Consider the following 26,168-nt stretch of genomic DNA (forward strand, 5'->3'; position numbering starts at 1 on the left):
CAAGGAGGGCGCAACATGAACGGTAAGGTACTGATCATTGGACTGGGCTTAATTGGGGGATCACTTGGCTTGGCAATTCGGCAGGCTCATCCGCTTGCTGAAATAGCCGGGTATGATGTGGACGGAAATAACCTCCAATTGGCTAAGCTTCTCGGCATTATTGATGAAGCAGCCCTGGATCTTAAAGATTACGCATCAAATGCTGATTTGATTTTGATTGCTGTACCGGTGAATGCTTCGAAAAAGATTATGGAGGAATTGTCCGGCATTGATCTCAAATCGGATGTGATTATATCAGATACGGGAAGCACGAAGGAGACCGTAGTCTCCGCTGCTGAAAGGCTTCTTGGGGATTCGGCCGTTTTCATAGGCGGCCATCCTATGGCGGGTTCCCATAAAAGCGGAGCAGGGGCAGCAAAACTGCATCTTTTTGAAAATGCGTTTTATTTACTGACTCCCAGCAAGAATGTACAAAAGGAAAGAGTGGACACCCTTAAGCAATGGTTAAAAGGTACGAATGCTAACTTCCTTGTTGTTGAACCAGATGCTCATGATTTAATGACCGGCGTAATCAGTCATTTTCCTCATGTAGTGGCCGCAGGGCTCGTTAAGCAGGCAGAAAAGTCAAGCAAGGATTATCCGCTTGTATCCAGGCTTGCTGCCGGCGGATTCAGAGATATTACGAGAATTGCATCAAGCAGTCCGGAAATGTGGCGGGATATCAGCCTGCACAATAAAGAGGTTCTCCTGACTCTCATGGAACAATGGGAGCATGAAATGACGCTGTTTAAGGATATTTTGATCAGCGAAGACGGTGAAAGGATCCAGCAGTTTTTTTCAGAAGCTAAGTCTTTCAGAGATGAACTGCCCATTCATGCAAAGGGAGCTATTCCTTCTTTTTATGATCTATATATTGATATTCCGGATTATGCGGGTGTTATATCGGAAATAACAGGCTATCTGGCTGAAGAAGGAATCAGTATTACAAATATACGCATCATCGAAACGCGTGAAGAAATTTATGGCGTTCTCGTAATCAGCTTTCAATCGGATATAGACCGGATGAAAGCCTCTGAATGCATTCAAAGGCATACAAACTATGAAACAATTTTTGCATAAATGTTGATTTTTTTAAAAAAGAGGATGGTTGCATGGATACTAAAAAACTTCAGACAGACATTCAATCTCTAAAAGGGAGCATCTCAATTCCAGGTGATAAATCAATCTCACACCGTTCCGTCATGTTCGGAGCATTGGCGGAAGGGGAAACGTACATTTCCAATTTCCTTCCTGGTGCAGACTGTCTAAGCACCATCTCCTGTTTTCGGAAACTTGGTGTCGATATACAGCAGGAAGGCAGAAATGTGCGCGTTTACGGAAAAGGGTTTAAAGGGCTTCAGGCTCCGGCCGAAACATTGGATGTAGGAAATTCAGGGACTACGATTCGCCTGATGATGGGGATATTAGCCGGACAGCCATTCAAGACAAATCTTGTCGGAGATGCGTCGATTGGAAAACGTCCGATGACCAGAGTGGTAAAACCGCTTAGAGAGATGGGAGCTGAAATCAGCGGACGCAATGACGGAGAATTTACTCCTTTATCTGTTCAGGGCGCTTCATTGAAGCCAATCAGTTATGAATTGCCTGTTGCCAGTGCTCAAGTGAAATCAGCGATTCTATTGGCGGGACTTCAAGCAGACGGTGAAACATCAGTGATTGAACCTGAAGCAACTCGAGATCATACAGAACGGATGATAGAGCAATTTGGCGGAACGGTTCGAAGAAATGGAAAGAAAATTACGGTAAGCGGAAATCAAATGTTAAAAGGAACAAATGTCCATGTTCCCGGAGATATTTCTTCTGCAGCTTTCTTTATGGCAGCGGCAGCTATGACTCCGGAAAGTGAAGTAATCTTGAATAATGTTGGGCTGAATCCGACAAGAAGCGGCATCATTGAGGTGATGAAAGAGATGGGGGCAGACATTCATATTGAGGATGTTCAGTCTCAAGGTGAGCCGGCCGGGCATATAACCATTCGCAGCTCTCGTTTAAAAGGTGTTACAATCGGAGGCAGACTAATTCCGCGTCTGATTGACGAAATTCCGATTATTGCTCTTCTGGCTACACAGGCAGAAGGAAAAACGGTCATTAAGGATGCGGCAGAACTGAAAGTGAAAGAAACGAATCGAATTGATACAGTTGCCGGAGAGCTGAAAAAACTCGGAGCGGACATTCAGCCTACAGATGACGGGCTGATTATCCGCGGACAGACCAAGCTTTCGGGGAGCGAGCTTCTTTCAAGCCATGGAGACCATAGAATTGGCATGATGCTTGCAATTGCAGCCCTAATTTCAAAAGGAGAGCTTGAACTCTCGCATGCAGAAGCTATCGATGTATCCTATCCTCAATTCTTTGATCATGTGAATCAATTGTTAAACTGACTAAAAAGCTTGCGGCCTATTCGGCCGCAAGCTTTTTTTGAGAGTTAAAAATTCATTGTATATCCGACTAACCGGCTATTTCCTTTTTTGCTATTTTTTCATTCTGCCAGATCGTCCCGCCTTTAATAAATTTAAAAATAAATTCAGACAATTTAGTTAAAAGGTACAATAACAATTAGAATAATGTTACAATATTGAAAAGTTAGAATTTTATAATCATCATAGTGAGATCTAGATGGAGGGGTTTATTTTGGCAGATTTACGCAGTAATATGATAAAACAAGGATTTGACCGGGCGCCGCATAGAAGCTTGCTTCGTGCTGCCGGGGTAAAGGAAGAAGATTTTAATAAGCCGTTTATCGCTGTTGTCAATTCATACATTGATATTGTTCCGGGACATGTTCACTTACAAGAGTTTGGAAAGATTGTTAAAGAAGCAATCCGTGAAGCCGGGGGCGTTCCGTTTGAAATGAACACAATAGGGGTAGATGACGGGATTGCAATGGGGCATATTGGGATGCGCTACTCATTGCCAAGCCGTGAAATTATTGCTGATTCTGTAGAAACGGTTGTATCGGCACACTGGTTTGACGGGATGGTCTGTATCCCAAACTGTGACAAAATTACACCGGGGATGATGATGGCAGCTATGCGCTTGAATATTCCTACAGTTTTTGTCAGCGGCGGTCCGATGGCTGCCGGCAGGACAAAAGATGGCCGCAAAATTTCCCTTTCTTCTGTATTTGAGGGAGTGGGTGCTTATCAGTCAGGAAATCTTGATGGAGAAGGCCTTTTGGAACTTGAACAATTTGGCTGTCCGACATGCGGATCGTGTTCTGGAATGTTTACGGCAAATTCGATGAACTGTTTGGCGGAAGCACTTGGATTGGCTCTTCCGGGGAATGGAACCATTTTGGCAGTGGCACCGGAGCGTAAAGAATTTGTCAGACGCTCAGCTGCTCAATTGATGAAATTAATTGACTTGGATTTAAAGCCGCGTGACATTGTAACAGAGAAAGCGATTGATAATGCATTTGCCCTTGATATGGCACTTGGAGGTTCAACCAATACCGTTTTACATACACTCGCACTGGCAAATGAAGCAGGTATAGACTATCCGCTTTCACGAATCAATGAAGTCGCAGCGCGTGTGCCGCATCTTTCCAAGCTTGCGCCGGCATCTGATGTTCATATTGAAGATTTACATGAAGCAGGGGGAGTATCTGCCGCATTAAACGAATTATCCAAAAAAGAGGGAGCTCTCCACCTTGATGTCATGACAGTGACTGGAAAAACACTTGGTGAAAATATTGCCGGCTGTGACGTGAAAGACAGCAATGTCATTCATTCGATTGACCAGCCTTTCTCAGAGAAAGGCGGACTTGCTGTTTTATTTGGCAACCTTGCTCCGGATGGTGCCATTATCAAAACGGGAGGGGTCCAGGACGGAATTACCAGACATGAAGGACCTGCAATCGTTTTTGACTCACAAGAGGATGCTTTAGCAGGCATTGCCGGCGGGCAGATTAAAGAAGGGCATGTTGTCATCATTCGATATGAGGGACCAAAGGGCGGGCCGGGCATGCCGGAAATGCTGGCACCGACTTCCCAAATTGTCGGAATGGGGTTAGGAGCAAAAGTAGCTCTTGTGACAGACGGACGTTTTTCCGGTGCCTCCCGCGGTCTGTCAATCGGCCATGTTTCACCGGAAGCAGCAGAAGGCGGACCGATTGCCTTTGTTCAGAACGGTGATCATATTGTCATTGATATTGAAGAGCGTACAATCGATGTAAAGGTTTCTGAAGAAGAATGGGAGCAACGGAAAGCCAGTTGGAAAGGTTTCGAGCCAAAAATCAAAACAGGCTATTTAGCCCGTTACTCCAAGCTTGTTACTTCAGCCAGCACTGGCGGCATTATGAAAATCTAAATGCATTTATTATTAATGAACAGACCCGTAAAAAGTTTCAGAGACTTTTTATGGGTCTGTTTTATATTTATACATAAAATTTAGAATGTGAGAATGGAAAATCTATTTGACGTAATCCTTAGTATGGAAAAAGGAGATTGCCCCATGGATAGAGAATAAATGAAGTAACCTCTTTTTCCCTAGGCTTTCGGATGCATTTTTGGAAAAGAGGGAGGGTTATATGATAAACTGTTACTTGGTCTTACAGAACATCTGTATGAAAAATGAATGGTCTCTTTGAAGTTTTAGTAAGAGATAAAATCTAATCGGGAGACATAGGAAGGGATTCAACATGAATACTGTAGAAAAAGTGATCCGGCTTTTAAAAAAAGGAGAATTAACAGAAGCTAAGGAGCATATAAATCGAATAAAATCCTCTGAATCGGCAGAAGATACTTTGCTGCTTGCTGAGGAATTAATGCAATTAGGATTCTTGTCCGAGGCGAAGGAATTATTGGAACATTTGCTGACCGTTTACCCTGGGGAAGGAGAATTGATCATTTCAATGGCTGAAATCCTGATTGATATGGATCAGGAGGATGAAGCGATTCTGATGCTGGAAAATATCAGTGAAGAAGATGATTTATACCCCAGTGCCTTGCTGCTTGAAGCAGATTTGTACCAAATGCAGGGGATGGGAGAAGTCAGTGAGCGGAAACTGCTGCATGCCAAAGAACTGCTGCCCGATGAAGTCATTATTGACTTTGCGTTGGGAGAACTGTATTACCAGCAAGGAAAGGACCAGCTGGCCATTTCCCATTACATAAAGGTATTGGAACAGACAGAGGAAATTGGCGGAACAAATGTGAACCTGCGCCTGGCGGAAGCATTGAGCGGTTCAGGAAAGTTTGAAGAAGCACTTCCGTATTTTGATAAAGCGATGAATGAATCAGTTGACATGAATACGTTATTTGAATATGCCTTTACGGCTTATCAGGCAGGCATGCACAAAACGGCCATCGAGAAATTTACAGAGTTAAAGGAAATGGATTATGAATACCATTCTCTGTATCTATATCTTGCCCGTTCTTATGAGGCGCTGGAAGATCTGGATGCAGCCCTAAGAACAGTCAAAGAAGGAATAAAAGCAGATGAATTTAATAAAGAGCTTTATTTCTTCGGCGGAAAAGCTGCCCTGAAAAACGGACAAGATGAATTGGCTGAAGAATTCTTTCGGGAGGCACTTGCTATCGATCCGGGCTATCTGGAAGCCGGCATTACGCTTATGAAATTCTATCTCCATCATGAACGGTATGAAGATGTGCTGGATTGCATTTCTGAAATGAAACGATATGGAGAAGAAGATCCACAATTTGCCTGGCTGTCTGCTGTCAGTCTGCAAAATCTGGAACAATATGAAGAGGCATTAAATCACTATCAGCAAGCATATAATTCTTTTAAAGAAAATCAAGATTTTCTTGAAGATTACGGATTCTTTTTAATGGAAGAAGGAGACCGACCGGCCTCTATCGAAATATTTACTAAGCTTCTCGAGCAAAATCCTGCAAACGATGAGTATGAAATGATACTGGAGCGTTTGACCGACAATAATTAACAAGCAACAAGCCTGAATTTAAAATAATATCTATACAGAGGAGGGAATTCATAATGGCTGCCCCTGTATCTGTGAACGAAAAAAAGGATTTTATCCGATGGTTCCTAAATCATTATCAGTTGAAACGCAGAGAATGTGTATGGATTCTAAATTATCTGATGAGTCATGACCAGCTGATGAAAAAAGTCCATTTTGTCGAGAATGCCCAGTTTTGCCCGCGGGGATTAATCATGTCTACCCATTGCGTGGATGAAGTTCCATTTAGGTTTTATAAGTCCAACATCATGACAACAGATGCTGAAAAGTCTTTTCATGATATCCGGCTGAACCGGGATGAAGACATTTATATCCAGCTTAATTTCAAATCTGCCTACTCCTCACATCAGTATGCAGCTGTGCTGGAAGATAATCCATTCATGCCAAAGTCAGCGGAGGCGAATGAAAAAGACCGGCTGCTTGTTGAACAGTTTCTTGAAAAAAGCCTGATGTATTTTCAAAGAGACCGGCTGCTGAAACTGATTGATGAAGCACTTGATCAGCATGATGAAGAGACATTTAAAAGGCTGACAGAGGAACTTAATCAATTAAAAGTCCGTTAAGCTTTGGTTAGAGAAAACTTATATAAAATGGCAGTTATGGCAGACTGTTCCAGTATGCTGATGAAACCTTTCCTAGTTGGGAAGGTTTTTTTCCTGTTTTTGGATTTTTAGCTATAGGAAAGGATTCGAAAATAGATTACAATGGATGCAGGACAGTAAAAAAAATAGAGTGGATGGAAGAATGGAGGCGGTCAAATGAGGTGGATCTCAAAAGAACTGGATCAGTATCTTCAGGCAAAGGAATATGTGGATACGGCACTCCTTCCGCTCCTCCCGATATCTTTTGGGCCAGAGATGCGGCAGTCTGGAATAGTGCATGAATATATATCTTTCGTTTCTCTGGAACTGGAGAAGCAATTTAAAGGAAGGGTTCTGCTGATTCCGCCTTTTCATTATTTGCAAGCGGACAGCGGAAAGTCAAAAACGCTTAAGCTATTGAGGAAAGAACTTGAAGAACAGGGGATTAAACACGTATATTACCTGACGGCGGACAGCGTATGGAAGGGCGTGGAGGAGACTCTCGACGGCGAGCTGATATGGATCCCAGCGTTCTCTTTAAACGGAATGGAAGCGCTTCAAATAAAGGGAGTGATTGGAGAACAGGTCCGTCAAATCTCCGAATTGTTTTCAATGAAGTGGAAAAATAGTAATTAAGTTCCATTTTAGTTATTATTATTTATAATTGGTTCCTTTTAGGAGCTGCTTATATTGACCTTGCCATATTATTGAGATATTATGGAAATGTCTTAGTTTTATAGTGTTGCTTAATTATGTATCATCAGGACTAAAGAGCAGTGATAGAGGGGGGAAATTGCATGGGTAAGCGTAACGTTTCTCGACGTCAATTCCTGAACTATACACTCACTGGAGTTGGCGGTTTTATGGCAGCAGGGATGCTGATGCCGATGGTCAGATTTGCGGTCGATCCGGTAATGAAGGCCGGAGGAGCGGGGGATTTTATTGCAACCGGCGTAAAGGTCAATGAGCTGACAAAAGAACCGAAACGTGTTGATTTTACCTTCAAGCAGGTTGACGGCTGGTATGAATCTGAAGAAACAAATACTGCCTGGGTTTATAAGACTGATGACGGCAAGATTGTGGCGCTGTCACCGATTTGTAAACACTTAGGCTGTACAGTTGACTGGAATACGGACAAGCAAAACCCGAATCAATTCTTCTGCCCGTGCCATTATGGCAGATATACGAAGGATGGGGTCAATGTTCCAGGGACGCCGCCAGTTTCACCGCTTGATATTTTTGAAACTCAGGAAAAAGACGGAATTCTCTATTTGGGTCAAAAAAAACCGCATGAGGAGGCGTAAAAATGCTTAATAAGATCTATGACTGGGTTGATGAGCGTTTAGATATTACGCCGCTGTGGAGGGATATCGCTGACCATGAGGTTCCGGAACATGTTAACCCTGCACATCATTTTTCTGCCTTTGTCTATTGTTTCGGCGGACTGACCTTCTTTATTACGGTCATCCAAATCCTCTCAGGCATGTTCCTGACTATGTATTATGTTCCGGATATTAAAAACGCTTGGGAATCTGTGTATTATCTGCAAAATGAAGTGGCATTCGGACAAATCGTCCGCGGAATGCACCATTGGGGAGCAAGCTTGGTCATTGTTATGATGTTTTTACATACCCTGCGCGTGTTCTTCCAAGGGGCCTACAAGAAGCCCCGCGAATTAAACTGGATTGTCGGAGTGCTTATTTTCTTTATTATGCTGGCACTGGGCTTGACAGGTTATTTGCTTCCTTGGGATATGAAAGCGCTATTTGCTACAAAAGTTACCTTAACCATCGTAGAATCGGTTCCTTTAATAGGACCGGCCCTAAAGACGTTAATCGCAGGGGACCCTACTATCGTTGGAGCGCAGACATTAACACGTTTCTTTGCCATCCATGTGTTTTTTCTTCCTGCAGCACTCCTTGGACTGATTGCGGCTCACTTCTTAATGATCCGTAAACAGGGTATTTCCGGTCCGCTGTAATACGAAATATCAGCCATGGAAAAACCAAAAAAGATTTCATTAAGAAGGGGGATTGCCCAATGCATCGTGGGAAAGGGATGAAGTTTGTCGGAGATTCACGTATCTCTGCTGATCGTAAACCGAATATTCCGAAAGATTATTCGGAATATCCGGGAAAAACGGAAGCCTTCTGGCCGAACTTTCTTTTAAAGGAGTGGATGGTCGGAGCCGTTTTTCTAATCGGGTACCTATGCCTGACAGTCGCTCATCCTTCGCCGTTGGAGAGAATAGCGGATCCGACTGATACAGCGTATGTTCCTCTTCCGGATTGGTATTTCCTGTTTCTCTATCAATTATTGAAATACACGTATGCTTCCGGCCCGTACAATATTATAGGTTCGATGATCATTCCGGGCCTTGCCTTCGGTTCGCTCCTGCTGGCTCCTTTCATTGACAGAGGACCTGAACGGCGGCCTGCCAAGCGTCCGTTCACCATCGGCTTTATGTTGCTGGCTGTTGCGAGTATCTTTTATCTTACTTGGGAATCGGCTGCCCATCACGATTGGGAGGCATCGAAGAAGCAGGGGGCTATCGTAGAAGGGGCGGAAATTGATAAAGAGAGTGAAGGGTATCAGCTTGTAAAAGATAATACTTGTATCAGCTGTCATGGTGCTGAGCTGACGGGCAGTGCCACCGCGCCTTCACTGATTGATACAGGATTAAGCCCTGAGGAAATCTCTAAGATTGCTGTAGAAGGAAAAGGAGCAATGCCTGCGGGTGTCTTTAAAGGAAATGATGAAGAACTGGAAACACTCGCTAAATATATATCTGAATTAAAATCAGAATAAACAGAAAAACTGACAGCTGTTCTGGCTGTCAGTTTTTCTGTGGCTTGAATGATTTCCTGCAAGCCAATTTAAGGTATGATAGACATAGAAGGTAAACTGGAAATCTAACCTGAAAGAAAAAGAGGGAAGAACATGAACATGATTTATGCTTTGCTTGCCAGCAGGCAGGTACTATGGATGCTTTTTGTCATCAATGTAATCGGCACAATTTATGGGTATTATTGGTACGGCTATCAATTAGCTGAAACCCCTGCTGTCTTTCTGGCCTTTGTACCGGACAGCCCGACTGCCAGTCTGTTTTTTGTTTTTGTATTAACGGGTTTTTTATTAAGGAAAAATTGGGGGCTGATGCAGGCACTTGCGGTAACGTCCTTATTTAAATATGGAATCTGGGCGGTGGTCATGAATTTGCTGACGCTGCAAGAAATTGGTTCATTGCCTTGGCAAGGCTACATGCTGATTGCTTCACATTTGGGCATGGCTGTTCAAGGACTTTTATATGCACCTTTCTATAGAATAAAAAGCTGGCATCTCGCTGCAGCGGCTATTTTGATTGTACATAACGACATCATTGATTACGTATTTGATATGATGCCTCGTTACGGAGATTTAATGAAATACATAGATCAAATTGGATATTTTACATTTTGGCTTAGCATTCTTTCCATCTTTATTGCCTGGTATGTTGGCTATCGAAAGAATCGCCTGGTGCTTGACCTGTAATTAAATTGTCAGAAGAAGGTCTACTCGGTTAGGGTCTCTCATATCGTTAAGTAAGACGAGGAGGGACAAGAGGATGGTAAAAAAATGTTTATTGCTCATTATTCTTTTATTATTCATTGGAGCAGAAACCCCTGTCTATGCCAACACCTCTTCAGGATTAGTAAAACTTGACGAGATTTCGGACAAAGCACTTGAAATGGCTAAGCTGAAGCGCTATGACGATTCAGAAAAAATGCTGAAATACTTTTCTTTGCTATTCTTGGAAATTAAGGCTGATCATACAGCCATGAATATGGACGAGTTAAGAATTATATCTGCTGCCCATCAGGAAGCGCTGGATGCAGTAGCAGATACAGCCCGTCCGGATACGGAGAAAATCAATGCGGTAACTAAATTCAGGCTGGCCGTGGATGCACTCGAATCATCGCACCAGCCTTTATGGACGGAAATGGAAGACCGGATGATGGCAGCTTTCAATCAGACAGAAGATGCGCTTCAGAAAAAAGACACGGAAGAATTACAGACCTCCCTTTCAGATCTTCTCAATCAATATGAACTGATTTATCCAAGCTTAAAGGTGGATCTCTCAAAAGAAACGATTCAGCAGCTTGATACAAGAATCCAGTTCCTTCATAAATATCGGCCTCAGCTAATGGATGATAAAAACGGTCAGAAAGAAATGGCCCAATTGCATTCAGATTTTCAGGTGATTTTTGATGAGATGGGGAAAGATGAAACAGATCCTTCACTTTGGTGGGTGATAATATCGACAGGAAGTATTATCATCATGACACTTTCTTATGTCGGATGGAGAAAATATAATGGGGACCAGAGGAAGGACGGCCGGGCAAGAAAGGGCAGTGACCGGTGAGTCACTATAATTGACATAGGCTCCATGGTTTTTTAATATATAATTAAACGATAAGGTTTAGGAGGAAACTAATGTTTTTCATCTATTTGGCGATTATCATCTTAATCCCTCTATATGCGCAGATGAAAGTCAAAAGCACATATAAAAAATATTCACAGGTTCCAGCTTCCTCAAGAATGTCAGGTGCTGAAACAGCAAGGGCAATTCTGGATCAAAATGGCCTGTTTCATGTAAGAGTGGAAGAGACACCGGGCGTATTATCTGATCATTATGATCCTAGAGATAAAACCGTGCGTCTGTCAACGGATAATTATCGCGGCCATTCTCTTGCAGGCGTAGCAGTGGCGGCGCATGAAGTCGGCCATGCGATTCAGGATAAAGAAAGCTATGCCTTTCTGCGCTTCCGTCATGCGCTTGTTCCGGTAGCCAACCTTGGCTCTAATGTATCATGGATCTTAATACTTATCGGAATCATTGCTTCGTTGAAACCGTTGCTGCTTGCAGGGATTATTTTCATGGCTGCGGCAGTGGTGTTCCAAGTCATTACGCTTCCTGTTGAGTTCAATGCATCTTCCAGAGCAATGGATCAAGTTGTCTCATTGGGAGTCATTCGCAATGATGAAGAGAGGGAAACGAAGAAGGTATTAAGTGCTGCGGCTCTCACTTATGTAGCTGCTGCTCTTGTTGCAGTGTTAGAACTTGTCCGTCTGGTGATGATTTATACAGGGATGAGAAGCAGTGATGAATAAGTGAAAAATGGGGTTCCTGCTGGGAGCCTCTTTTCTTTTGGATATTATTTGTTATGTCTCTGAGGGGCCAGTTTCGCAATTGACATACTCCTTTGTAAGCTCCTGTCATAAAACTGACGATGTTGAATTAAAACAGAGCTATTAAACAAAAACGGCAGGCACCTTCAAGAAGGTTGCCTGCCGTTTGTTTAAGACTGAATGGGATTTTTGTTTTCATCCAGAGTAAAGCCTTCGCCAAGTACGTCATGAACTTCGCTGACAGATACAAAAGCATGAGGATCGACAGAAATAATAACGTTCTTCAATCGAACGATTTCATTTTTTCCTACAACACAATAGAGGATTTCCCGGTCTGTTTTCGTGAAAGACCCGTATCCTCTCAGAACCGTTACGCCGCGATCCATTTCCTTCATAATTTTAGAAGAAATTTCTTCATTCTTTTCACTGATAATCAGCGCGCCTCTTGCTGCATAGGCTCCTTCCTGCATGAAGTCAATCACCCTGGCGCCGATAAAGACAGCAACCAATGTATACATGGCTTCACGGTAACCAAGATAGGTAATAATGGACAAAATGATTACGACTGCATCAAAGATAAACATAGCGCGTCCCATGCTGACCCCTAAATACCTGAAAGCGAAACGGGCAATGATGTCGACTCCGCCTGTTGTGCCGCCGTATCGGAAAATGATGCCAAGCCCTATTCCTATGAAGACACCGGCAAACAAAGCGACAAGCATTAGATCATTACCAAGTTCGATTTCCAGCTGATATCGGGAAAATATCCACAGCCAGAAGGAAAGCCCGACAGTGCCGATTATTGTATAATAAAATGATGTTTTACCAAGATACTTCCAGCCCAAAAAGAAAATGGGAATATTGAGCAAAAGGTTGGAATAGGACGGGTTAAAACCGGTCAGCTGGTAAATAATCAGTGTAAGTCCTGTAAAGCCGCCTTCAGCCAAGTGGTTTCGCATATTGAAATGAACCAGACCGAACGCGAAAATAGCCGCTCCGAGCAGAATGAACAATACGTTTTTAACTTTTAGCCTGGGATTCATAAAATACCTCCGAAATTTTATGTGTCAATTCCCTTATTATACAGAAATTGTGAAGTAGCGGCAATTTTGTCCAGACAGCGTATCTGTTGTCAGATGATTAACTTTTAGCTAACATGTAAGAGGTAGACTATTTATCACAATCACAAAGGATTGGGTGGGAAGATGGAAAGACAGAAAACGATCCAGGATATGCAAAATGAGGTCGATCAATACATAAGTCAATTCAAGGAAGGGTACTTCAGCCCTTTAGCCATGCTTGCCCGTATGTCTGAAGAACTTGGAGAACTCGCCAGAGAAGTCAATCACTATTATGGGGAAAAGCCTAAGAAGCAAAGTGAAGAAGCAAATACAGTGGAAGAAGAGCTTGGAGACATGCTGTTTGTTCTGATTTGTTTTGCCAATTCGCTTGGCTTGGATTTGCAAAAGTCTCATGATACGGTTATGACAAAGTTTAGGACTAGAGACAAAGACAGATGGACAAAAATTTCAAATGAGAATGAGGGAGCAGACAATCATGAATAATGTAAGAATTATCGTAGCGGGACCGAGGGGAAGAATGGGGCAGGAAGCGGTCAAGCTTGTTGACAGAACGGCTCATTTTGAACTGGCGGCCGTTATAGACCGGAAACATAATGGTATGAATCTTTCTGAGCTGGAAGGATTTCAGGGATTCGATGCACCGATTTATTCTGATGTGGAAGAATGTTTCTCCCATATTGAAGCGGATGTTCTTATTGACCTGACAACTCCTGAAGTAGGAATGTATCATACGGAAACTGCCTTGAAACATGGGATCAGGCCAGTAGTCGGAACAACCGGTTTTTCAAAGGAAGACCTTGATACACTGGAAAGAATTACTTCTGAGAAGGGTCTTGGCTGTATCATCGCGCCTAACTTTGCGATCGGAGCCATCCTTATGATGAAATTTTCGCAGATGGCTTCTAAATATTTCGGGGATGTTGAGATTATTGAAATGCACCATGACCGGAAATTGGATGCGCCTTCCGGAACCGCTGCTAAGACTGCTGATATGATTTCAGCTGTTCGAGAAGCGAAAGTACAGGGCCATCCTGATGAGAAGGAGACCTTGACTGGTGCGCGCGGCGCTGATGTAGATGGAATGAAAATACATAGTGTAAGACTGCCCGGCCTTGTTGCTCATCAGCAGGTTTTATTTGGAAGTGATGGTGAACTGCTGACAGTCCGCCATGATTCCTTTAACCGGGCTTCTTTCATGACTGGCGTGAAATTGGCTGTTGAAACAGTGATGAAACTGGATGTTTTAGTGTACGGCCTCGAAAATATTATAGAATAACCCATTGGGAGGGAAAACGATGAAGATAGCCCTGATTGCTCATGATAAGAAGAAGGAAGATATGGTCCGTTTTGTAACGGCATATAGAGATGTGTTTAAAGAACATGACTTATTTGCAACAGGTACGACAGGAAAACGAATTATAGATGAAGTGTCTCTTTCGGTTCATCGTTTTAACTCCGGTCCTTTGGGAGGGGATCAGGAAATCGGAGCACTCGTGTCCAGAAATGAAATGGATATGATCCTTTTTTTCCGTGATCCTTTGACTCCGCAGCCGCATGAACCGGATGTAACTGCACTAATCCGTCTGGCAGATGTCTATCAAATTCCTTTAGCTACAAATATGGGTACAGCAGAGCTGTTGATAAAGGGACTTAAGGAAGGACATCTTTCATGGCGGAAACTTATACATGAACAAGGTGAGGAATAATGGACAAGAAAAATTATGAGATACTGGCTTTTGGAGCACATGCTGACGACGCAGAAATCGGCATGGGAGGAACCATCGCCAAGTATGCAAGCCAGGGCAGAAAAATAATGATCTGCGATTTGACCAAGGCTGAGATGTCCTCGAATGGAACGGTTGCCATCAGGCAGGAAGAAGCAGCTGAAGCAGCTGACATTTTGGGTGCTGACCGTCTTTCACTCGATCTGCCGGACAGAGGCTTATTTATGAAAGAAGATTATATTAAGCAAATCGTCTCTGTCATCCGCAGCTGTAAACCTAAAATCGTATTTGCGCCTTATCTGGTTGACCGTCATCCTGATCATGGGAATGCAGCAAAACTGGTTGAAGAAGCAGTCTTTTCTGCCGGCGTAAAAAAATACAATGCGGAATCTGGGCTGCCGGCCCACCGGGCAGAGGCAGTATATTTCTATATGATCAATGGTTTTCATAAACCTGATTTTGCAGTAGATATATCTGAACAAATGGAAAGAAAATTAGAAAGTCTCAGGGCGTATCGCAGTCAATTTACGAAAAGTGCCGAATCGGCGGATACACCTTTAGTAAATGGCTATATAGAAACAGTGGCAGCCCGTGAAAAATTGTTTGGGAAAGAAGTGGGCGTTGATTTTGCGGAAGGGTTTATGTCTAAAAAGCCGCTTCTCTTAAACGTTGATTTAATAGGAGAATGATATGAAATTAAAAATTGGAATAACCTGTTATCCGACAGTCGGAGGCTCAGGGGTCGTAGCAACTGAACTCGGAAAGCTTTTGGCTGAAAAGGGTCATGAAATTCATTTTATTTCAACGAGCTTGCCTTTCAGGCTAAACAGAATGTACCATAATATTTATTACCATCAAGTGGAGGTCAATTCCTACTCCGTTTTTCAATACCCGCCGTATGATTTGGCTTTGGCAAATAAAATGGCTCAAGTGATCAAAAGGGAAAACTTGGATATTCTTCATGTGCATTATGCCATCCCGCATGCTGTCTGCGCTATATTAGCTAAACAGATGTCAGGAAGCAATGTGAAAATCGTCACTACTCTACATGGAACAGATATTACGGTCCTGGGCTATGATCCGTCTATGAATAACTTGATCAAGTACGGAATTGAGCAATCTGATGTTGTAACCGCAGTATCAAACGCCCTTGTAGATCAAACGAAAGAGCTTATTGATCCTGATAAAGAAATTTCGACTGTCTACAATTTCATTGATGAGCGTGATTATCATAAAGTCGATTCGACCAATTTGAAAAGAGATTTTGGCATAAAGGACGAGGAGAAGGTACTTATTCATGTATCTAATTTCCGCTCTGTAAAAAGGGTCGGTGATGTTGTTAAAGCGTTCGCTTTAACAGCAGAGAAGGTCCCGTCAAAATTGCTTTTGGTTGGAGACGGTCCGGAAATGACATTAGTTACGAAGCAGGTTCGTGAACTTGGAATCATGGACCAAGTGCTATTCCTGGGCAAACAGGATAATTTGGCCGAGCTTTATTCAATGAGCGATTTGGTCCTCTTATTATCAGAAAAAGAAAGCTTCGGTCTTGTCCTTCTGGAAGCAATGGCATGCGGAGTGCCGGCTATTGGCACGGATATCGGAGGGATACCTGAAGTCATCGTTGATGGGAAGACGGGCTATTTATGCAAGCTTGGGGATATTAATGATGTTGCCGAGAAAGCTGTTAAAATACTGAGCGATGACAGACTTCATCAATCATTCTCTGAAGCATCACTTCTGCGGGTTCAGGAAAAGTTTCAATCTGACATCATCACAGCACAGTATGAAGCGATTTATGCCGGGCTGACAGATTCTCTAAAAAGAAAGTGAGGCATTCCATGGACGATTTATTTAGAAAGGCAGTTCCTGTTCTGGATAAATTGGAAAAGGCAGGGTATGAAGCTTATTTTGTAGGCGGCTGTGTACGCGACCATTTAATCGGCAGGCCGATACATGACGTTGACATTGCTTCTTCGGCAACTCCTGAAGAGGTAAAGAGCCTTTTTCCAAAAACAGTGGATGTCGGGATTGAACATGGCACAATCATGGTTCTTGAAGAGGGATCTTCTTATGAGGTCACGACCTTCCGAACGGAAACCGGGTACAGTGACTTCCGCCGGCCGGATGCCGTTACATTTGTAAGATCCCTTGAAGAAGATTTAAAACGAAGAGATTTTTCAATGAACAGCATAGCGATGGATAAACAGGGAAAGCTGATTGACCCTTATAATGGCCGGCAGGATATAGAAAGCCGTATCATTAAAACGGTCGGGAATCCTGAAGATCGGTTTCGCGAAGATGCGCTTAGGATGATGAGGGCAATCCGCTTTGTAAGTCAGCTTGGTTTCCGCGTAGATGACAAAGCATTTCATTCATTGCAGACTCACGGAGCCCTATTACAAAACATAGCCATGGAGCGGATTTTTTCTGAGTTTGAAAAAATAGTGGCCGGACCTTTTAAAGCCGCAGCGCTCAGAATGCTGCTGGAAAGCAATATTCATGAATATCTGCCCGGTTTTCGAGATCAGAGGGACAATATAGCGCAGCTTTTGGAGTATCCGCTTGAACAGCTGAACTCAGATGAGGTATGGGCGCTGCTGCTTTTTCATATTGAATCAGAAACAGAGGAACATCTATTAAGAGCTTGGAAAATGCCGGTTAAGAAAATGAAAAAAATTAAAAAAATTTGCCGCCTGGCCTTAAAAACTCCTTTTTTTGCCGGGAATGAGCTGGAGTTATTTAGTGCCGGCAGAACGGCCGCTGTGGAAGCTGGAAAAGTGTGGGCCTGCTTACATAACGAAGACCCCGTGATGGGCGAAGATGTCGGAAAAGCTTATGACCGTTTGGTAATAAAGGACAAAAAGGAACTGGACGTAACAGGGAATGATTTGCTGCAATGGAGCGGGAAAAACGGGGGGCCTTGGGTGAAGGATTCTCTGGACCAAGCTCTGTCCGCGGTACTTACACAAAAGGTTCACAATAATAAAACCGAGATAAGGGAGTGGCTCCGGCAATGCAATCTGATTTAAGAAAAAAACTGATGGAGGCCTTCTCTAATGCGGAGGGCTCCTTTATATCCGGCCAGGAAATCGCCGACCATATTGGATGCTCCCGTACAGCTGTCTGGAAGCATATCGAAGAATTGAGAAACGAAGGCTATACACTGGAGGCCGTCAGGAAAAAAGGATACAGAATTGTTTCCGCTCCTGAAAAAATTACATCAAATGAGATACAGCTTGGTCTGAAATCCAAAGTTCTTGGCCAGCACATTCATTATGAAGAGACAGTGGACTCCACCCAAAAAATCGCTCATCAGCTTGCCACAGACGGTGCACCCGAAGGAACGATTGTTCTTGCAGAGGAACAGACCGGCGGCAAAGGAAGACTGATGCGTCCTTGGCATTCGCCGAAATACAGCGGTATTTGGATGAGCACCATCCTTCGTCCCCAGATTGCCATCCATCAAGCGCCGCAGCTCACGTTATTGGCTGCTGTTGCCGTTGTAAAGGCTGTAAAAGAAGTAAGCGGTCTCCAGCCACATATAAAATGGCCGAACGATCTTTTGCTGAACAAGAAAAAAATCACCGGCATACTGACAGAAATGCAGGCTGAATCAGATCAAATCCATTCTGTGATAATCGGAATCGGAATCAATGTGAACCAACAGACAGAAGACTTCCCGGAAGATTTGAGAGATAAGGCTTCCTCCATCTTTATTGAAGGACAGAACAGGATCTCGCGGGCTAACTTGGTTCAGGCCGTGCTCTATCATCTGGAGGAGTTATATTTCTTATATTTAAAAGAAGGATTCGCACCGATTAAAGAACAATGGGAAGCCTATGCAATCAGTCTTGGCCAGCAAATCAAGGCGACAACCATTCATTCTGTGATAGTTGGAAAGGCGCTCGGCATAACGGATGCAGGAGTACTTTTGCTGGAAGATGAGGATGGGAAAGTGCACTCTGTCTATTCAGCTGACATTGAAGTGTGAAGTTCTTTTTTATAGGCAGAGAAGTCGATTTGGTTTGCATCCCTCCAGTCATCTGGAGCTTTCCTTTTTTTCGATAGACATAGATATTTTACGTATGACTTGTTATAATTCAAGTGGGCAGTATCTTATTGAACTGCACCTTTGTTCGTAAAAAACAATACTAATTCTGCCTTGATCCATGATGATGGACGGGGACGGAGGGATGAAACTTCAAAATGTTGATGAAGAGACAGTAATAGGTATAGAGCAGCCTTTGGATTTCTGAGGGTTCTATTTCCTTGCTGTCTCTTTTTTGCAGAAAAAATCATTCATCTCCTCCACTAAAAAAGGAGGATCCAACATGAAACGTATTGGTGATTTTACAAAAATGAAGGAAACGGGTGAAAAGATCGTAATGCTGACCGCCTATGACTATCCATCTGCGCGGCAGGCAGAACATTCCGGAGTGGACATGATTTTGGTAGGGGATTCATTAGGAATGGTTGTCCTTGGTTATGATTCAACCGTTCCAGTCACTGTAGAGGATATGATTCACCATTCTAAAGCGGTAAGAAGAGGAGCTCCGAATACTTTTGTTGTAACGGATATGCCTTTTATGAGTTATCATCTTTCCTTGGATGAAACCCTGAAAAACGCTGCAAGAATCATGCAGGAAGGGCATGCAGATGCGGTTAAGGTGGAAGGGGCTAATGATGTTATCAATAAAATTTATGCACTGACACAAGCCGGCATCCCGGTGGTTGCACACCTTGGGCTTACACCGCAGTCATTCGGCGTCCTTGGCGGCTATAAGGTACAGGGAAAGAGTGCGGAAGCAGCAAGGAAGCTGGTGGAGGACGCAAAGAAATGTGAAGAGGCCGGAGCGGCGGCTGTGGTCCTTGAATGTGTTCCGCATCAGGTTGCGAGTCTTGTTACAGAGGCTTTGACTATTCCGACAATCGGAATTGGGGCAGGGGCTGAAACGGATGGGCAAGTTTTGGTTTACCATGATCTTGTAACGTATGGGGTCAGCCGTGTGGCGAAATTTGTCAAAGTATATGCAAATACCGATCAAATGATTCATCAGGCCATTGCTGAGTATGTGAATGAAGTGAAAAACCGTACGTTTCCTTCTGAAAAGTACAGTTTCGCGATGAAAGAAGAACAAGTGGCCGCTCTGTATGGAGGAAAAAAATGAAGACTATTACAACGATTCATGACATGCAATCAACTGTCCGTATGGAAAAACAAACTGGTAAAAGCATTGGATTTGTCCCGACGATGGGCTATCTGCATGAAGGTCATATGAGTCTTCTGCAGAAAGCACGGGAAATGAATGATATTGTGGTCCTGAGCATCTTTGTGAACCCTCTGCAATTCGGGCCGGGTGAAGATTTGGAAACGTATCCCAGAGACCTCATACATGACGAGCAAGCGGCAGAAAATTCCGGGGCAGATTATCTCTTTTATCCAACGATTCATGAAATGTACGGTGATGAACCGTCTGTAACGGCTGTTGTAAAAAAACGGGTGAACTGTCTTTGCGGCAGAAACCGAATCGGCCATTTTGATGGGGTTGCAACCGTCTTGACTAAATTATTCAATATTATCCAGCCTGACAGGGCCTATTTTGGACTGAAAGATGCCCAGCAGGTAGCAGTCGTCGATGGATTGATTCATGATTTTAATTTCCCAATCGAACTTGTCCCAGTGTCTACTGTAAGGGAAGAAGACGGGCTTGCAAAAAGCTCGCGGAATGTTTACCTCCTGCAGGATGAAAGAGTCAGGGCAAGAGAACTGTACCAGGCTTTACTGAAAGCAGAAGAAGCAATCGATTCCGGGGAAAGAGACCCGGAAATCATCTTACGCACCGTTTCTAACCATATCATCAGTGAAACTGGGGCAGACATAGATTATGTAGAAGTTCTTGCGTATCCGGAACTGAAACCCGTGAAAAAGCTAGAAGGCAAGATCATTATTGCTTTGGCAGTTAAATTTCAAAAAGCAAGATTAATTGATAATATGATTGTTACCATTAAGGATAGAGAACATCAGTCTGCATTCGAACAGACAGGAAAAGAAGCATAAAATAATTGTACAGCAGGGGGGAAAAGGTATGTTTCGAACAATGATGAACGCAAAAATACACCGTGCGAGGGTCACGGAGGCTAATTTAAATTATGTGGGCAGCATTACGATTGATGAGGAAATCATCGAGGCAGTAGGGATTCTGCCCAATGAGAAAGTCGCCATCGTCAATAATAATAATGGCGCCCGCTTTGAAACATATGTGATTGCCGGCAAGAGAGGAAGCAAGGTTGTTTGCCTGAATGGCGCTGCAGCCCGTCTTGTTCAGCCTGATGATATCGTGATTATCATGTCATATGCCATTGTTTCAGATGAAGAAGCAGCAGGACATAAACCAAAAGTCGCTATTATGAATGAAAATAATGAAATAACCGAAATGATTACACACGAACCGGAAGCTGCTGTCATGTAGTTCTAAGGCCGACCTCATCAACTATGCTCGACTGTGATGAGGCGGCCTTTTTTGATATTTGAGGCAGGATGATTCCATTAGCTTTAGATTTCTGATTTTATTTCTGACAGGTAGTATGGTATAAAAAGGTGAGGAAATAGTTAGTGAGTGGAGCGTATAATAATGACACAGAAATATATTGTGATTGACTTAGAGACGACAGGGAATTCCCCGAAAAAAGGCGACAGGATTATTCAATTTGCCGGAGTTGTCATTGAAAATGATGAAATTGTTGAGGAGTATTCTACATATATCCATCCAGGTCAGGAAATTTCCGTTTTTATAGAAGAGCTGACGGGCATCAGTGATGAAACAGTCAAGGATGCCCCTATCTTCGAAGAAGTGGCTGAAAGAATCGCAGGCCTTCTGGAAGGAGCATGTTTTGTAGCTCATAATGTTTTGTTTGATTTATCTTTTCTTCAGGAAGAGCTCATTCGCTGCGGGTATGAACCTTTTTACGGTTCAACGCTGGACACAGTGGAGCTGGCCAAAATCATGAAACCGACGGCAGAAGGCTATAAATTACAGCAGCTTACAAAGGCCTCTGCACTGCCTCATCACAGGCCGCATCAGGCTGACAGCGATGCTTATGCGACTGCTTTGCTGCTCTTGGAATTAAAGAAAAAAATGTTCAATCTTCCAGTCATGACGCTGAAACAGCTCTATCGGCTTTCTTTCTCCCTGCAAAGCGAGATATCAGAATTGCTTTCGGAATGTATTGCAAAAAAACTTTCCAAGGCGGAGCAGCATCAGGAGAATCTTGTTACATACAGAGGGATCGCTTTTAAAAAAACTGAGCCAAAAAATGAAGAGCTGCGCTTTCAGAATGAATATCCAAATGATGATTCAGAGAAAATCAGGATGATGCAGAAGGCCTTTCCAAAATTTGAAGCAAGAAGCGGACAGCTGCAGATGATGGATTTGGTTTATGAATCCTTTACTGAAGGGCGTCATGCCATGATAGAAGCAGGAACCGGAATTGGAAAATCCCTTGGCTATTTGTTTCCGGCCGCTTATTTTGCAAAAAAACATCAAACTCCGGCTATTATCTCCACTTATACATTGCAGCTTCAGGACCAGCTCTTGAATAAAGAAATTCCCAAACTCAAGGAAATCCTTCCGTTTCCTTTTCAGGCCGTCTTATTAAAAGGAAGAAATAATTACTTAAGCATGGCTAAATTTGAACGTGCACTAAGGGGAAAAGAAGACAATTATGAAACTGCTATGGCCAAGATGCAAATTCTTATCTGGCTGACAGAAACAGAAACAGGCGACAGAGATGAACTGAATTTATCAAGCGGCGGACAGCTGTTTTGGGAAAGACTTCAGAGTGACGGCCTGACGTACGAAGGATTGAAAAAACCATGGATGGTGATGGATTTCTTCGAAAAGGCGAAGCGCACAGCAGCCAATGCAGATTTAATTATCACGAACCACGCCTTCTTGATGGCGGATTTTGTTAATCAAGACCCTTTGTTTCCAAAACATGGATACATTGTATTAGACGAGGCGCATAATTTAGCAAAGGCCGCGTCGAAGCAGCTTGGCAGAAGACTGGACTATATTACGGTGAAGACCCTGATGAATCGTCTCGGCCATTCGGAACAAAAACTTCTTTTATACCGGTTTGGCAAGCTGCTCAGGGGTGCAGGCCTATCTTCTGTTCTTTTGGAGAAGCTGGACAGCCGGCTGAACGACTTCTCTTATGAATTCGACCAGCTGTTTTTTACGCTGGGATCACAATTAGAACAATCAGGCAGAACGGCTGCACCGGCTCGATTTTCTTTCAAAGCCGGAGAGGCCAGGTGGAAAACGGCCGGCCTTATAGCAGAACGGTTAATTGCCCTGCTGGCCGGATTTCTTAATGACGCAGGAGCTGTGTTGGGCCAGCTGAAAGAAGCCAATCAGGAGTTTGGTAAAAATGCCCTGTTTGACTTAAATGATATGGAAATCACCCTGTTTGAACTGGAAAGGCTAAAAGATTCTATGAGTGAGTTTTTCTTACGGCCAAAGAAAGACAATATTTACTGGATTGATTATGCAAGCAGCTCTTCCATACAGGGAATCAGTCTTATGGAACAGCCGATTGCCGGAAGCAAAGAAATCTGGGAGGCGTTTTTCGCCCCTCAGCACAGTATCATTATGACTTCTGCAACATTACGGGTTAAACAATCCTTTGAGTATTTCAAACGTGAAATGGGCATTGAGGATCATTCTGTCAAGAGTGCCTGTTTTCCTTCGCCATTTACTTATTCTGACCAGGCGAAGATTCTTGTGCCGTCTGATATTCCGGATATACAGTCTGTTTCAATGGAGGAGTATTCTGAACTGGCAGCCAATCATATCATCGCTGCTGTACAGGCTGCCAAAGGAAGAACCATGATTTTATTTACTTCCTATGAAATGCTGAAGAATACCTATTCCATTATTAAGGAATCCGGTGCTCTCGATGAATATACCCTTTTTGCCCACGGAGTTTCGGGCGGAAGCAAACATAGAATGCTTCGCAATTTTCAGCTTTTTGACAAAGCTGTTCTTTTTGGCACAACAAGTTTATGGGAAGGGGTTGATATACCGGGTGAGGATTTATCCTGTCTCATCATGGCAAGACTGCCATTTTCACCGCCAGATGAACCGGTACACGCGGCAAAACGCGAACTTCTCGAAGAGCAGGGAAAGAATGCTTTTTCTGCTTTGTCTTTGCCTGAAGCTATTTTGAGATTTCGCCAAGGTTTTGGCCGGCTGATCCGAACTTCCGAAGACAGAGGGGTAATGGTTATTTTGGACAGAAGGGTCATGAGTGCGAGATATGGAGCAGAATTCCGGAATTCTATTCCTAAAGTGGAATGGAGGCAGCTTTCGATCGCTGAGATGTCAAATGAAATCGAACAGTGGGTTTGAACCTTTTGTCCTCCCTATATTTATTAAATTTTGTCATTATTTTTAAACAAAAAAGAGGAGCGAACTGATATAATGTGAAGGGTAGAAACAGCTGAAAGCCAGTGATGCCGCTTCTTTGGCAATTTTCTGATGATGGGAGGAATCTATTTATGGAAAGCAAAATCGAAATCATCTCAACTGTCAGGGTTGAAAACTCCCCTGATCTGTATAAAATTGTCGATGCATTAAACCGCAATCTGAAACGGCAGGATTTAATGTTTGGACTGGCCCTTGATCCAGAAGAAAAGGAGAAAGCGATTTTTACGATATACCGTACATAGAAAGAGGGACCGACTTGAAAAAATGGTTAATTATTGCTTCTGTCCTTGTCCTTGCCTTTGGAGGCTTTGTAGCTGCCGCCTATTTTAAAGCGATGCAGCCAAAAAAGGAAATGGCTGAAGCAGCATTTGAAAAAGCGAAAACCGTAAGTGATATCAAAACCCTTGATGATTATTATATGTATAATGGAAAAGATTCCTATATGATCATTATTGGTTTAACGGATTCTGGTGAAAAACAGGTGGTTTGGGTTCCGGAAAAGAAAAATGGGAAAACGGTCACCGAAAAATATAAATCTGGCAAGACAGAAAAAGAGATTAAGGAAATTGCGGAGAAAAAGCTGAATCCTGAAAAAATCATTTCTATTAAATTAGGCATGGAAGAAAATATTCCGCTTTGGGAAGTAACCTATCTGGATGAATCCAAACGGTATAATTACGACTATTATGATTTTAAAACGGGTGAATGGCTAAAATATTACCGCAGCATTTAGAAATAGGAGGTTCATTCAGTCATGAAATTAGCGAATCGGGTTCAATCATTAACGCCATCAACAACACTGGCGATTACAGCCAAAGCAAAGGAATTGAAGTCACAAGGTCTAGATGTAATCGGTCTTGGAGCAGGAGAGCCCGATTTTAATACGCCTAAGCATATTATCGATGCAGCCGTAAGGTCGATGAATGAAGGACAAACGAAGTATACGCCTTCAGCTGGTCTGCCTAAATTGAAAGAAGCGATTGCTGCCAAGCTGATGAAGGATCAGGGACTTGAATATAAAGCATCCGAAATTCTTGTAGGCTCCGGTGCCAAGCATGTTCTGTATACGCTGTTCCAGGCTATTTTAGATGAGCAAGATGAAGTCATTGTGCCAATCCCTTATTGGGTCAGCTATCCGGAACAAATTAAGCTGGCAGAGGGGACTCCCGTCTATATTAAGGGCAAAGAAGAAAATCAGTTCAAAATTACGAAAGAGCAGCTTGAAGAAGCAATAACCGTTAAGACAAAAGCGATCATACTTAACTCTCCAAGCAATCCGACTGGAACGCTGTATAGCAGAGAAGAATTAGAGGTTTTGGGGAAAGTCTGCCTTGAACATGATGTGTTGATCATTTCGGATGAAATCTATGAGAAACTGGTGTACGGCGGGGCTCAGCATGTTTCCATTGCGGAAATTTCACCAGAACTAAAAGAACAGACCATCATTATAAATGGTGTTTCCAAATCCCATTCCATGACAGGCTGGAGAATCGGATATGCAGCAGGAAATGAAACAATCATCAAAGCAATGACTAACCTGGCAAGCCACAGTACATCCAATCCGACAACAACAGCTCAATATGGAGCAATTGCAGCATATGAAGGACCGCAGGAGCCTGTTGAAGAAATGCGGAAGGCGTTTGAAGAACGCTTGAACAAGACGTATGACAAATTGGTTGAAATCCCGGGTATCAGCTGCATCAAACCAAAAGGGGCTTTCTATTTATTCCCTAATGTGAAAGAAGCGGCAGAAATGACTGGATATAACAATGTCGATGAGTTTGTTTCCGCCTTGCTTGAGGAAGCCTTGGTTGCAGTCGTTCCAGGATCTGGATTCGGAGCACCGGAAAATATCCGTCTTTCTTATGCCACTTCTTTGGAGTTACTGGACAGTGCAGTGGAAAGAATCCGCACTTTTGTCACTTCTAAAATAAATGCCTGAAGAATGACCGTTTAAAAGCACGCTTAATGCGTGCTTTTAAGCGTCAATTAGGATAAGTTTAAGACAGTGCGTCCTCAATCTTTTATATGAAGAAAAGATCAAAACAGTACTAAGCCTTCATAAATGGACTGGCAGCTCTCTAGGAACCTCTGTCTATTTGTTGATTGTAGGGCTTTCAATAGGT

27 protein-coding genes are annotated in these 26,168 nt (G+C 43.1%); 26 read left to right on the forward strand and 1 reads right to left on the reverse strand.

Annotation, left to right across the window (positions count from 1 at the left end; all coding sequences use genetic code 11):
- The first annotated feature begins 15 nt into the window (after nucleotides 1-15).
- From BQ4305_RS09735 to BQ4305_RS09790, 12 genes are all read left to right on the forward strand, one after another.
- On the forward strand, nucleotides 16-1,119 hold the full coding sequence (locus BQ4305_RS09735; protein WP_110927618.1) for a prephenate dehydrogenase: 1,104 nt from the start codon (nucleotides 16-18) through the stop codon (nucleotides 1,117-1,119).
- A 32-nt stretch (nucleotides 1,120-1,151) separates the two neighbouring features.
- The gene (aroA, locus tag BQ4305_RS09740) at nucleotides 1,152-2,441 is read left to right on the forward strand and encodes a 3-phosphoshikimate 1-carboxyvinyltransferase (RefSeq protein ID WP_110927619.1); all 1,290 of its coding nucleotides are present in this window, start codon (nucleotides 1,152-1,154) and stop codon (nucleotides 2,439-2,441) included.
- Between the two features lie 250 nt (nucleotides 2,442-2,691).
- Nucleotides 2,692-4,368 carry a dihydroxy-acid dehydratase gene (gene ilvD / locus BQ4305_RS09745; RefSeq protein ID WP_110927620.1) on the forward strand — a complete coding sequence of 559 codons (1,677 nt, stop codon included), beginning with the start codon at nucleotides 2,692-2,694 and terminating at the stop codon, nucleotides 4,366-4,368.
- A gap of 331 nt (nucleotides 4,369-4,699) precedes the next feature.
- A complete protein-coding gene (locus BQ4305_RS09750; RefSeq protein WP_110927621.1) occupies nucleotides 4,700-5,962 on the forward strand; it encodes a tetratricopeptide repeat protein in 1,263 nt (420 codons plus the stop codon).
- Between the two features lie 53 nt (nucleotides 5,963-6,015).
- Nucleotides 6,016-6,561 carry a ReoY family proteolytic degradation factor gene (locus BQ4305_RS09755; protein WP_110927622.1) on the forward strand — a complete coding sequence of 182 codons (546 nt, stop codon included), beginning with the start codon at nucleotides 6,016-6,018 and terminating at the stop codon, nucleotides 6,559-6,561.
- 195 nt (nucleotides 6,562-6,756) lie between these two features.
- The gene (locus tag BQ4305_RS09760) at nucleotides 6,757-7,215 is read left to right on the forward strand and encodes a YpiF family protein (RefSeq protein ID WP_110927623.1); all 459 of its coding nucleotides are present in this window, start codon (nucleotides 6,757-6,759) and stop codon (nucleotides 7,213-7,215) included.
- A gap of 161 nt (nucleotides 7,216-7,376) precedes the next feature.
- On the forward strand, nucleotides 7,377-7,883 hold the full coding sequence (locus BQ4305_RS09765) for a QcrA and Rieske domain-containing protein (RefSeq protein ID WP_110927624.1): 507 nt from the start codon (nucleotides 7,377-7,379) through the stop codon (nucleotides 7,881-7,883).
- Nucleotides 7,884-7,885: 2 nt separating this feature from the next.
- Entirely contained in the window at nucleotides 7,886-8,560 is a 675-nt protein-coding gene (qcrB, locus tag BQ4305_RS09770) for a menaquinol-cytochrome c reductase cytochrome b subunit (RefSeq protein WP_110927625.1), read from the forward strand.
- Nucleotides 8,561-8,619: 59 nt separating this feature from the next.
- Nucleotides 8,620-9,387 carry a menaquinol-cytochrome c reductase cytochrome b/c subunit gene (locus BQ4305_RS09775; protein ID WP_110927626.1) on the forward strand — a complete coding sequence of 256 codons (768 nt, stop codon included), beginning with the start codon at nucleotides 8,620-8,622 and terminating at the stop codon, nucleotides 9,385-9,387.
- A gap of 132 nt (nucleotides 9,388-9,519) precedes the next feature.
- On the forward strand, nucleotides 9,520-10,110 hold the full coding sequence (lhaT, locus tag BQ4305_RS09780) for a lipoprotein heptaprenylglyceryl N-acetyltransferase LhaT (protein ID WP_110927627.1): 591 nt from the start codon (nucleotides 9,520-9,522) through the stop codon (nucleotides 10,108-10,110).
- A gap of 73 nt (nucleotides 10,111-10,183) precedes the next feature.
- A complete protein-coding gene (gene ypjB, locus BQ4305_RS09785) occupies nucleotides 10,184-10,981 on the forward strand; it encodes a sporulation protein YpjB (protein ID WP_110927628.1) in 798 nt (265 codons plus the stop codon).
- A gap of 71 nt (nucleotides 10,982-11,052) precedes the next feature.
- Nucleotides 11,053-11,730, forward strand: a complete 678-nt coding sequence (locus BQ4305_RS09790) for a zinc metallopeptidase (RefSeq protein WP_110927629.1) — start codon at nucleotides 11,053-11,055, stop codon at nucleotides 11,728-11,730.
- A 188-nt stretch (nucleotides 11,731-11,918) separates the two neighbouring features.
- Here BQ4305_RS09790 and BQ4305_RS09795 read toward each other — a convergent pair whose 3' ends face one another.
- Complete coding sequence (locus tag BQ4305_RS09795; protein ID WP_110927630.1) at nucleotides 11,919-12,791, reverse strand: YitT family protein; 873 nt, start codon at nucleotides 12,789-12,791, stop codon at nucleotides 11,919-11,921.
- 162 nt (nucleotides 12,792-12,953) lie between these two features.
- On the opposite strand from BQ4305_RS09795, the gene BQ4305_RS09800 reads away from it, so the two are divergent.
- From BQ4305_RS09800 to BQ4305_RS09870, 14 genes are all read left to right on the forward strand, one after another.
- Nucleotides 12,954-13,313, forward strand: coding sequence for a nucleotide pyrophosphohydrolase (locus BQ4305_RS09800; protein ID WP_110927631.1), 360 nt, complete (start codon nucleotides 12,954-12,956; stop codon nucleotides 13,311-13,313).
- The gene (gene dapB, locus BQ4305_RS09805; protein ID WP_110927632.1) at nucleotides 13,306-14,106 is read left to right on the forward strand and encodes a 4-hydroxy-tetrahydrodipicolinate reductase; all 801 of its coding nucleotides are present in this window, start codon (nucleotides 13,306-13,308) and stop codon (nucleotides 14,104-14,106) included. The genes BQ4305_RS09800 and dapB overlap by 8 nt, the downstream gene beginning before the upstream one ends.
- 19 nt (nucleotides 14,107-14,125) lie before the next feature.
- Nucleotides 14,126-14,536, forward strand: a complete 411-nt coding sequence (gene mgsA, locus BQ4305_RS09810; protein WP_110927633.1) for a methylglyoxal synthase — start codon at nucleotides 14,126-14,128, stop codon at nucleotides 14,534-14,536.
- Nucleotides 14,536-15,243, forward strand: a complete 708-nt coding sequence (gene bshB1 / locus BQ4305_RS09815) for a bacillithiol biosynthesis deacetylase BshB1 (RefSeq protein WP_110927634.1) — start codon at nucleotides 14,536-14,538, stop codon at nucleotides 15,241-15,243. The genes mgsA and bshB1 overlap by 1 nt, the downstream gene beginning before the upstream one ends.
- 1 nt (nucleotide 15,244) lies before the next feature.
- The gene (gene bshA, locus BQ4305_RS09820) at nucleotides 15,245-16,384 is read left to right on the forward strand and encodes an N-acetyl-alpha-D-glucosaminyl L-malate synthase BshA (RefSeq protein ID WP_110927635.1); all 1,140 of its coding nucleotides are present in this window, start codon (nucleotides 15,245-15,247) and stop codon (nucleotides 16,382-16,384) included.
- Nucleotides 16,385-16,392: 8 nt separating this feature from the next.
- Nucleotides 16,393-17,583 (forward strand): CCA tRNA nucleotidyltransferase, encoded by a 1,191-nt coding sequence (locus BQ4305_RS09825; RefSeq protein ID WP_110927636.1) that lies wholly within the window; start codon nucleotides 16,393-16,395, stop codon nucleotides 17,581-17,583.
- On the forward strand, nucleotides 17,568-18,545 hold the full coding sequence (locus tag BQ4305_RS09830; RefSeq protein WP_110927637.1) for a biotin--[acetyl-CoA-carboxylase] ligase: 978 nt from the start codon (nucleotides 17,568-17,570) through the stop codon (nucleotides 18,543-18,545). The genes BQ4305_RS09825 and BQ4305_RS09830 overlap by 16 nt, the downstream gene beginning before the upstream one ends.
- Before the next feature lie 340 nt (nucleotides 18,546-18,885).
- Entirely contained in the window at nucleotides 18,886-19,722 is an 837-nt protein-coding gene (gene panB / locus BQ4305_RS09840; protein WP_110927639.1) for a 3-methyl-2-oxobutanoate hydroxymethyltransferase, read from the forward strand.
- Entirely contained in the window at nucleotides 19,719-20,612 is an 894-nt protein-coding gene (gene panC, locus BQ4305_RS09845; protein ID WP_110927640.1) for a pantoate--beta-alanine ligase, read from the forward strand. The genes panB and panC overlap by 4 nt, the downstream gene beginning before the upstream one ends.
- Before the next feature lie 28 nt (nucleotides 20,613-20,640).
- Nucleotides 20,641-21,024: an aspartate 1-decarboxylase gene (gene panD, locus BQ4305_RS09850; RefSeq protein WP_110927641.1), complete on the forward strand. Its 384-nt coding sequence runs from the start codon at nucleotides 20,641-20,643 to the stop codon at nucleotides 21,022-21,024.
- 162 nt (nucleotides 21,025-21,186) lie between these two features.
- Nucleotides 21,187-23,964: an ATP-dependent DNA helicase DinG gene (gene dinG, locus BQ4305_RS09855; RefSeq protein WP_110927642.1), complete on the forward strand. Its 2,778-nt coding sequence runs from the start codon at nucleotides 21,187-21,189 to the stop codon at nucleotides 23,962-23,964.
- Nucleotides 23,965-24,113: 149 nt separating this feature from the next.
- On the forward strand, nucleotides 24,114-24,284 hold the full coding sequence (locus tag BQ4305_RS09860) for a YpmA family protein (RefSeq protein WP_110927643.1): 171 nt from the start codon (nucleotides 24,114-24,116) through the stop codon (nucleotides 24,282-24,284).
- 14 nt (nucleotides 24,285-24,298) lie between these two features.
- Nucleotides 24,299-24,775 (forward strand): cell wall elongation regulator TseB-like domain-containing protein, encoded by a 477-nt coding sequence (locus BQ4305_RS09865; RefSeq protein ID WP_110927644.1) that lies wholly within the window; start codon nucleotides 24,299-24,301, stop codon nucleotides 24,773-24,775.
- A 21-nt stretch (nucleotides 24,776-24,796) separates the two neighbouring features.
- A complete protein-coding gene (locus BQ4305_RS09870; protein ID WP_110927645.1) occupies nucleotides 24,797-25,984 on the forward strand; it encodes a pyridoxal phosphate-dependent aminotransferase in 1,188 nt (395 codons plus the stop codon).
- Nucleotides 25,985-26,168: the final 184 nt, after the last annotated feature.

Origin of the sequence: Bacillus massiliglaciei (assembly GCF_900098925.1) — a bacterium.
Lineage (GTDB): Bacteria > Bacillota > Bacilli > Bacillales > DSM-1321 > Peribacillus > Peribacillus massiliglaciei.

What these genes read in the sequence shown, in the direction of transcription:
- BQ4305_RS09735 (WP_110927618.1), top strand. Translation starts at nt 16, where the DNA reads ATGAACGGTAAGGTACTGATCATTGGACTGGGCTTAATTGGGGGATCA.
- aroA (WP_110927619.1), top strand. Translation starts at nt 1,152, where the DNA reads ATGGATACTAAAAAACTTCAGACAGACATTCAATCTCTAAAAGGGAGC.
- BQ4305_RS09750 (WP_110927621.1), top strand. Translation starts at nt 4,700, where the DNA reads ATGAATACTGTAGAAAAAGTGATCCGGCTTTTAAAAAAAGGAGAATTA.
- BQ4305_RS09755 (WP_110927622.1), top strand. Translation starts at nt 6,016, where the DNA reads ATGGCTGCCCCTGTATCTGTGAACGAAAAAAAGGATTTTATCCGATGG.
- BQ4305_RS09760 (WP_110927623.1), top strand. Translation starts at nt 6,757, where the DNA reads ATGAGGTGGATCTCAAAAGAACTGGATCAGTATCTTCAGGCAAAGGAA.
- BQ4305_RS09765 (WP_110927624.1), top strand. Translation starts at nt 7,377, where the DNA reads ATGGGTAAGCGTAACGTTTCTCGACGTCAATTCCTGAACTATACACTC.
- qcrB (WP_110927625.1), top strand. Translation starts at nt 7,886, where the DNA reads ATGCTTAATAAGATCTATGACTGGGTTGATGAGCGTTTAGATATTACG.
- BQ4305_RS09775 (WP_110927626.1), top strand. Translation starts at nt 8,620, where the DNA reads ATGCATCGTGGGAAAGGGATGAAGTTTGTCGGAGATTCACGTATCTCT.
- lhaT (WP_110927627.1), top strand. Translation starts at nt 9,520, where the DNA reads ATGAACATGATTTATGCTTTGCTTGCCAGCAGGCAGGTACTATGGATG.
- ypjB (WP_110927628.1), top strand. Translation starts at nt 10,184, where the DNA reads ATGGTAAAAAAATGTTTATTGCTCATTATTCTTTTATTATTCATTGGA.
- BQ4305_RS09790 (WP_110927629.1), top strand. Translation starts at nt 11,053, where the DNA reads ATGTTTTTCATCTATTTGGCGATTATCATCTTAATCCCTCTATATGCG.
- BQ4305_RS09795 (WP_110927630.1), bottom strand. Translation starts at nt 12,791, where the DNA reads ATGAATCCCAGGCTAAAAGTTAAAAACGTATTGTTCATTCTGCTCGGA.
- BQ4305_RS09800 (WP_110927631.1), top strand. Translation starts at nt 12,954, where the DNA reads ATGGAAAGACAGAAAACGATCCAGGATATGCAAAATGAGGTCGATCAA.
- dapB (WP_110927632.1), top strand. Translation starts at nt 13,306, where the DNA reads ATGAATAATGTAAGAATTATCGTAGCGGGACCGAGGGGAAGAATGGGG.
- mgsA (WP_110927633.1), top strand. Translation starts at nt 14,126, where the DNA reads ATGAAGATAGCCCTGATTGCTCATGATAAGAAGAAGGAAGATATGGTC.
- bshB1 (WP_110927634.1), top strand. Translation starts at nt 14,536, where the DNA reads ATGGACAAGAAAAATTATGAGATACTGGCTTTTGGAGCACATGCTGAC.
- bshA (WP_110927635.1), top strand. Translation starts at nt 15,245, where the DNA reads ATGAAATTAAAAATTGGAATAACCTGTTATCCGACAGTCGGAGGCTCA.
- BQ4305_RS09825 (WP_110927636.1), top strand. Translation starts at nt 16,393, where the DNA reads ATGGACGATTTATTTAGAAAGGCAGTTCCTGTTCTGGATAAATTGGAA.
- BQ4305_RS09830 (WP_110927637.1), top strand. Translation starts at nt 17,568, where the DNA reads ATGCAATCTGATTTAAGAAAAAAACTGATGGAGGCCTTCTCTAATGCG.
- panB (WP_110927639.1), top strand. Translation starts at nt 18,886, where the DNA reads ATGAAACGTATTGGTGATTTTACAAAAATGAAGGAAACGGGTGAAAAG.
- panC (WP_110927640.1), top strand. Translation starts at nt 19,719, where the DNA reads ATGAAGACTATTACAACGATTCATGACATGCAATCAACTGTCCGTATG.
- panD (WP_110927641.1), top strand. Translation starts at nt 20,641, where the DNA reads ATGTTTCGAACAATGATGAACGCAAAAATACACCGTGCGAGGGTCACG.
- dinG (WP_110927642.1), top strand. Translation starts at nt 21,187, where the DNA reads ATGACACAGAAATATATTGTGATTGACTTAGAGACGACAGGGAATTCC.
- BQ4305_RS09860 (WP_110927643.1), top strand. Translation starts at nt 24,114, where the DNA reads ATGGAAAGCAAAATCGAAATCATCTCAACTGTCAGGGTTGAAAACTCC.
- BQ4305_RS09870 (WP_110927645.1), top strand. Translation starts at nt 24,797, where the DNA reads ATGAAATTAGCGAATCGGGTTCAATCATTAACGCCATCAACAACACTG.